Consider the following 4791-nt stretch of genomic DNA (forward strand, 5'->3'; position numbering starts at 1 on the left):
GCGGGATCGCGGCGGGCACGCCCCGCTCCATCGCCCTGGGCGCGGGCGAGCACCTGGATGCGGCCGCGCACGGCAACGTGCAACTGAGCTCGGGCGAGAACACCGTGATCAACGCCGCCAACGGCCTGGGTACCTTCGCGCAGCGCGGTGACATGCGACATATCGCTCACCTGGGCGAGTTGCTGCTGCAGGCTCAGCACAACAACGTGCGGGTCAATGCGGAGCAAAGTGTCGAGATCAGCGCCAACAAGGAGAACTTGATGCTGGCGGCCGCTAAACGCATCACGTTCATGTGTGGCGGCGCCTATATAGAGATGAAGGATGGAAACGTCGACATGGTCATGCCGGGCCTTTTCATCGTCAAGGCAGCGTCGCACGACTTGATGGGTTCGGCGTCAGAGACGGGGAACCTACCGCAGTTCAAAGCGCCGATGGCTGGTGATTACGCCGCGCAGTACCGACTACACAAGAGCGATGAGCGTCCATTCCAGGGCTACCGCTACAAGCTCCTGAACGCGGGACGATTGCTGGTCGAGGGATGGACAAGCGACGTGGGTGAAACTGAGCTGGTTGAAACTGAAACCCCGAAAATGGTTCAGGCCTACAAGACCATCATGCGCGATGATCAACGGATTACCGAAGATTGGTTCTCCCAGATCGACTCAATCACTGATGAGCGTCCGCATAAGGACGCGCCCTCGCCATTCACTGATGAATGTATCGCACAATACCAACAGGAGGATCTCTGATGCCGGGCCCCGCCGCTCCTGCTGCAGCCCTCATTTGGGGCTATCGCGCCTATCGAGCCCATCAGGCGTACGAGGCTGCGCAGACTGTTGTAGAAGCTGCACAAGTTGCTGAGGAAATTGCGAAGCGTAAGGAAGAAGTCAAGCGAGTTCTGAAGAGTACCATCGACAGTTTTGCGAGGGAGATCAACGAAAAAAGTTCGACCTTCGCCAAGATAGATGCTGGTGGGCGAAGCACGATTTCGCGACGTGGAGCTGAAGGAACGACGTACAAGGAATACATCGAGCGAAAGATCCCCTTCCGCCCAGCCATTAGCATCACTTGCAAGTGGGCTCTTGAATCACCGCTCAAGGTACCGCGCAGAATACGCAAAAAAATCCCGGGTAGTGTGGTTGAGACCACTATTGAGGTGCTTCTTAAGCAATTGACTGCCTCACTGGTCTTCGAAGCTATCGATAGCGCACTTGACTGGAAAAGCCCCCTCAAGGCAGAACCCAACTATGTGGCTGGAAAACCGCTGTTGGGTGAGCCACCGACTCGTCCAAAACGGACCAATGAGCTGTTTCCGTTCTGGCCACGCCCACGCGGCAGCTTGGCGCCAGACCTGGTGATCGTCGAGTATCGTCAGCAGCCTTTTCACGCGCCCAATGTATTTGTCGCGGTCGAAATCAAGTTTCCAAAGGATTGGGTGAAAAAAAAACAAATGGACGACTATGTGGGATTGATGAATCAGGATGAAAGGAAAGTCGCCTTGTTGAGAGTGCCGGAGGATTGCACTGGATACAAACCGGATGAACAGCACTCGGGGGATTCTGGCCGTCAGAATGGAAGAAAGAAGCGATGACAACGATTAATAGGGAAATGACCGACGACGAGATTGTCGGTATGGTCGCCGACCTTAAGGAGTGGCCGAGTGTCGGCCATTACAACGCAGACTATGAACTCGCCGTGATGCCGTTTACCAGCTTCTACTTCTCTGCAGATCCGGAGCGGCATGTGGAAACCGGCCTGACCATGATCGATGTCCATGAGGAATTCGAGCGACTGCTGGGAGCTCCCTTCAAGATCCAGACTCACCCCGACTCCGAACGTCCCCATCCCTACGCTTCCAAACGACTCGGCAATTTGCGCGATTGGGCTCGAAAGATACCTCCTAACAAGAGCTTCGCTTTCGAGTTCACTGACGAGACTAACCATCGAAGTTCGCCAACAAACGCGGGCTACTACTGGAGAAACGCCGAGCGTGGATTTGGTGGGCCGACATATTCCAGTATCCTTCTCTACTACCGTTGGCAATGGTGGCTCGACAACCGTGATGCTTGGCGCCGCTTTGTGCTTGACACCATCACGCGACTGCGACCTGAACAAGTCTACAGTGGCTTTGCCATGGCCAATCCGCTGGAGTTTGGTACCCGTGCCGAAGTCACCGTCTGGGACCGGGCACTCACTCCGCATTTCTATGGGTTGGATACCGACTACCCGTTCAGCATGAAGAATCATTTGCCGTTGGGGCTACGCCCTCCCACTTGGGGATTTCTTCTATCGGACATCTGGCGGGAGAAGCTCTCGCTCGATCGCGATGCTGTACGCGCAGTGCTGGCAGATTCGCGCATCCGTATTGACGATCTCAACTGCGGCCAATGGATTGAGTTGGGCCCTAAGCCCGAGCTGTATCCAGTAGAAAATGGGGTTCCTGAACTGCCTGTCATCCTGAACCGTCTGTTGCTGCCCTTACGTAACTCGAAGCTTCCCTTGCTTGGCTTCGGAGAGTGGGACGGAGACCCCAACGTTCGCTTCAACCGACTCGATTCTGAGCGCTGGCTCGCACGCTTTGATGATGACAGCGATTGGCCGTCACCCGCGGCCCGCGGCCTCCCGCCCGATGCCCCGCGTCAAGAGCCGCCACCCACGCATGCTTCTGGTGGCGAAGCGTGTCCACGCACCGGTTGGTGGGTAACCGCCGCCAGGCACGGCCTGCGTCAACGTTTCGAACACGGCGAAAGCCTGCCTGTCGTTGAGAACGACAACACGCGTGGCGTGACGTTATGGCAATGGGATGTCGACCAACGTGATGCGCAAAGCGCTTCCCTCACCGAGACGCCCCGTGAAGCTCAGAGCCTTCACCCTGCGCCGCGTGCCGGCCTGTGGATGCGCGCTGACCATCCGCTTGATCGTTGTCGTATACAGGAAGGCGAGGCGCTACCTTTGATTGACGGCTTGGCCGTCACTTGGCAGTGGGTCGATCTCCCTCCGCATGCCATGCGCATCACCAGCGGGCAGCCGTGTCCGTATCCCGGGGTGTGGTACTGCGAGGATATTCCTGTCGGGCCGAGGACCTTTATGCACGGCGTCACCATGCCTCAGGTGCAAGGACGGGACGTCACCTGGTTCCTGGCGTCAACGTCGTAGCGGTCTTGCTCAAGCTTGCCGGCAACGCCCGGGCGGCACCCAGGCCCTGGAATTGGCCATCGTTGAAAACCGGCAGCTACCGTGTCATATGCTCCTCATCTTCGAGGTGACTGATATTGCGCTGTCTCAAGGCTGAATAGAGTTGAAACAGTTAGAAGACTAGTCAAAATGAGAGTTTGGTTTGATTAAAAGATCTATCGTTCTGCGAGCTCTGCTTTGCATACCCATATTAGTCGTGGCTCCATTCGCCGTTGGTAACAGCTCAACGCTGACGCATATGCTTCAATTGATGTTCGACGTTCAAGAAGAGCCGCCTTCAGTGGCAACGGTTCTGGATAACATCGACCGCTATAGCAATCGGCGTGTGTGCTTCGAAGGACGCATCACGCACGCCATGCCCTTCCCGGAACCCAGTGAGGAAGATCCGATCTCGTTCTTGATGGAAGGGTTCGCCGGGGAGGCCACAGTCCTTACGACAAATTCGACCACATTTCGTGTATGGGCCCTTAGGGAGGGCATGGCCCTATTCACGAGGCTGGATTTCTCGGAACTCAAACGCGATCGTCCCGTCCGAGCTTGTGGCGTTCCTGTGAAAGGCGAAGGATTCGACCCCAGTGAAAAGCGTACTCTACTGCTCGTCGGTGAACTCTTAACTCCGCGGCGGAAACAATGAAATGGTGTGCTTTCGCGCATGAACTCTTGCAATCTGAACGCGCTGCTTCGTCGCAGATGTCGACTGTTTGTGGGGATGCTGCTTGTCCCGGCTGCCTGTGTGGCAGGCTGGGTATATCTGAAATCTCCCTATGAACCCAGGGGTGCTACGTCCGTTGCAACGATGTTGCTGCAGGAGATCTATCGGGAAAACTGGCAGCACGCTCACGACTTGACGCTCAAGAATGGATACACCGGCCGCACGCTCGAGGAATTCCGCCGGTTTTCAAATCGGCAGGTGTGCACGTCAGCATCCATGGTTTATTGGGGGCCACCTCAATCGCACGGCAACCGACTTCGCCATTGGCTAGGGGGCACCGAGCCTGATCAGGATCGAGTCTGGGTGGAGTTTCATGGCCTGAGGGCCAATATCCCTGGCTCAATATGCATGATGTCGGTGGAGGTGCGACGAATCGCGAGAAATCAGTGGAAAGTCTTCAATTTCCAAAGCCATGCAGGTTGATTAGTTATGGGGCTGGAACTATCGCCCATCACCGGAGCGAAGCCGCATCTGAGTGATTCGAGATACTTCCGACCCAAACTTTAGGATGTTTCCCATTTACTAAGGCGACAAGCCCACGGCAACATCAAAGGAGGAATTCCGTGGGTGTCCATCGTTGCCTATAGCGTGCTGGCCTTTGCTGCCGCGTTTTGATTGTGGCCGCCCCTCGCCATTCAGACCCCTCCCGCCTGGGCACATCGGACGGGGCCGGGTTTCTGCAGGGAGCACGCCATGCCGGCCCAATCCGATCTGCGCTTTACCTTCGCCGTCGGCAAGACCGCGTTCGAGGTCATTGAGTTCACCCTGGACGAAGGCCTGTCCGAGGGCTACTGCCTAACGCTCGAACTGGCCAGTTTTGACCCGGCCATCGACTTCGGCCAGATCCTCGATCAGTCCGCGCACTTCACCCTCTGGCAGGGCGG

3 protein-coding genes and 1 pseudogene are annotated in these 4791 nt (G+C 56.6%); all 4 read left to right on the plus strand.

From position 1 onward, the window contains the following. Positions 1 to 749 (plus strand): DUF2345 domain-containing protein (locus tag PVZ80_RS02410; RefSeq protein WP_273863387.1); only part of this gene is annotated, 749 nt, incomplete at its 5' end. Further along, positions 749 to 1591, plus strand: a complete 843-nt coding sequence (locus tag PVZ80_RS02415; RefSeq protein ID WP_273863388.1) for a VRR-NUC domain-containing protein — start codon at positions 749 to 751, stop codon at positions 1589 to 1591. The genes PVZ80_RS02410 and PVZ80_RS02415, both read left to right, overlap by 1 nt. Before the next feature lie 17 nt (positions 1592 to 1608). Next, complete coding sequence (locus PVZ80_RS02420) at positions 1609 to 3156, plus strand: type VI immunity family protein (RefSeq protein WP_273863389.1); 1548 nt, start codon at positions 1609 to 1611, stop codon at positions 3154 to 3156. Between the two features lie 1444 nt (positions 3157 to 4600). After that, positions 4601 to 4791: pseudogene (locus PVZ80_RS02425) on the plus strand (type VI secretion system tip protein TssI/VgrG); the annotation flags it as partial.

The sequence above is a fragment of the Pseudomonas sp. B3G-3 genome (assembly GCF_028640915.1).
In the GTDB taxonomy this organism is placed as follows: domain Bacteria; phylum Pseudomonadota; class Gammaproteobacteria; order Pseudomonadales; family Pseudomonadaceae; genus Aquipseudomonas; species Aquipseudomonas chlororaphis_I.